Here is a 2,344-nt window from a genome sequence, read left to right as displayed (position 1 = left end):
ATTTATAATACCGGCAATAAACCCAAGCGCGACCAATATCGCGCCATACTCCATGGTCAGTGTCATCCTTGTCTCCTGATGTCTAAAAAGCCAGCATCTCTTACTATGTCAATACGCATTATGTGTCGTGCAACGTCTTTGATGTGTTACTTGATCTAAACCATGTTGTCGGACACCATTCATCACAAACCGGCCCTAAGTGCTGGCGATTCTACGCGGCGGTTATATAATCCCGTGCTACGCCTGAAGTTGTTCATCATGTTCGCCTAAAAAAGTGGGCGAAATAAGGTTGTATTGCGTCATGCAGCAAGCAGTTCCCTCGGCGCTGGACTCTGTCGCCCGTCGTTCGGCCCGAGTAGGGTTTATATACAATATACTGATTTCTATCATGGTCTTCGTGCTTGTTGTCGCGTCAGTGGAATTCTGGCTATACCAACAAGAGCATGATAAACAGATAGATAAAGTGCGCGCGGCATTATTGGCCTATCGGTCTCGTATAGAGCTTAACGTGACACAAAACATGGATTTAAGCTACGGCCTAGCAACCTATATCAGTTTAAATCCTGAGCTTACCCAAGAGGCATTTGCCGAGTTCGCGGCGCAATTGATGTCTCAATCTTCCCATATTCTTAATTTTGGTGCCGCGCGAAATTGGGTGATTAGTCATGTCTATCCGGAGTCGGTGGGCGAAACCCTGCTCGGTACGGATTATCACGATGTTCCGTCACAACTAGAAAGCGTGCGTAACGCCCATGCCTCTGATAAACCCGTAATCTCAGGACCTGTTGAGTTGCTGCAAGGTGGAACGGCGTTAATTGCGCGACAAAGCATTACCAATGCCCGTAAGCACCTGCCGTGGGGCGTGCTTTCCACCGTGCTAGACATTGAGGCGTTGTTTACCGACAGCTTTACCCAAGGGGAGCGGTTACCCGTTCAAGTTGCCTTAGAAGGGCGCCGACGGCTGACTGAGTCGTTTAAGCCTATCTATGGGACGCCGCAGATACACACGCAGGATCCAGTCATCGTGACGATGAGTTTGCCATCAGGTCAATGGCGTTTACTCGGGATCCCTGAAGATGGCTGGCACGGTGTGCGTTGGCACCCGAGAGTCTGGCTAATGGGTGTCATTGTACTCGGCTTTTGGCTAGGAGGACTCTATGGTCGCTATAATGCTGGCCGCAGCTTTGCACAATCAATTGGTCGGGTTGTGGATGATAGCCATCGTTTCCGCAGTATTTTTAAGCGTCACGACGCTGTGATGTTACTGCTGGATGCCAAAAGTGGCGACATTGTCGATGCCAACGACAGTGCCCAACAGTTTTACGGCTATGACCATGCGACACTGACATCCATGCGGATCAGCGATATTAATACCCATACCGAGAGTGCGTTGCGTCAAAGCCTTTCCCAAGCGCGTCAGCGTGATAAAAACTACTTTATCTTCTCTCACCGTTTAAAAAGCGGAGAGGTGCGTCAGGTTGAGGTGCACTCTTCACCCATCACCATAGGCCATGTCAAATTACTCTTTTCCGTGATTCATGATGTTTCAGAGCGACTTGAGGTTGAGCGTAAGCTGATGCTCAACGCAAAAATCTTTGAACAATCGAGCGAAGGGGTGCTGGTGACGGATGCAGACGCCAAGATTGTGGCAGTCAATGGGGGTTTTAGTACGATTACGGGCTATCAAGAGGACGATGTTCTAGGTCATGATCCGTCCATTCTTAACTCAGGACGTCATGATAAAGCCTTTTTCCGCGCAATGTGGGAAGAGGTTGCCCAACAAGGCCGATGGAAAGGAGAAATATGGAATCGGCGCAAAGATGGGGTGGTATATCCACAACTGCTTTCTATCAGTGTGGTAAAGAACGACGCCGGTGAGGTGGTGAACTATGTTGGCGTCTTTTCAGATATCTCCAAGCTAAAAGACTCAGAGAAAAAGCTGATTGATTTGGCGCACTATGATGCACTGACCGGTTTGCCGAATCGCTTACTATTGGCATCTCGCACTAGACAAGCACTCAAGATGCCCATGGGGGCTCATGGCAAACTGGCTCTGATGTTCCTCGACCTTGACCAGTTTAAATTTGTTAATGATAGCCACGGACACGCCGTGGGCGATGAGCTGCTAAAGCTGGTGAGTCAACGCTTGTATGGTTTGTTAAGAGAAGGGGACACCTTAGCGCGACTGGGCGGGGATGAGTTCGTGGTGCTGCGTTTAATTCACAGTGACAAAGCCGCATGTGTCAGTTTGTCCGAAGACATTATTCAGGCGATGAACCGCTTGTTTGTGCTCAGCGGGGGGATTGATGCTCAGATCGGTGTCAGTATCGGCATTGCCCAATAC

Annotated in this window: 1 protein-coding gene; it reads left to right on the top strand. The window is 49.4% G+C overall.

Features of this window, described 5'->3' with window-relative positions:
• Nucleotides 1-301 precede the first annotated feature (301 nt).
• Nucleotides 302-2,344 (top strand): PAS domain S-box protein (locus BZJ17_RS16930; protein ID WP_131826827.1); only part of this gene is annotated, 2,043 nt, incomplete at its 3' end.

This window comes from Salinivibrio sp. IB574 (genome assembly GCF_001996205.1).
GTDB classification, from domain to species: Bacteria; Pseudomonadota; Gammaproteobacteria; order Enterobacterales; family Vibrionaceae; genus Salinivibrio; species Salinivibrio proteolyticus.
Note: the sequence above shows the minus strand (reverse complement) of the source record. Positions and strands in the feature narration are given on the sequence as shown.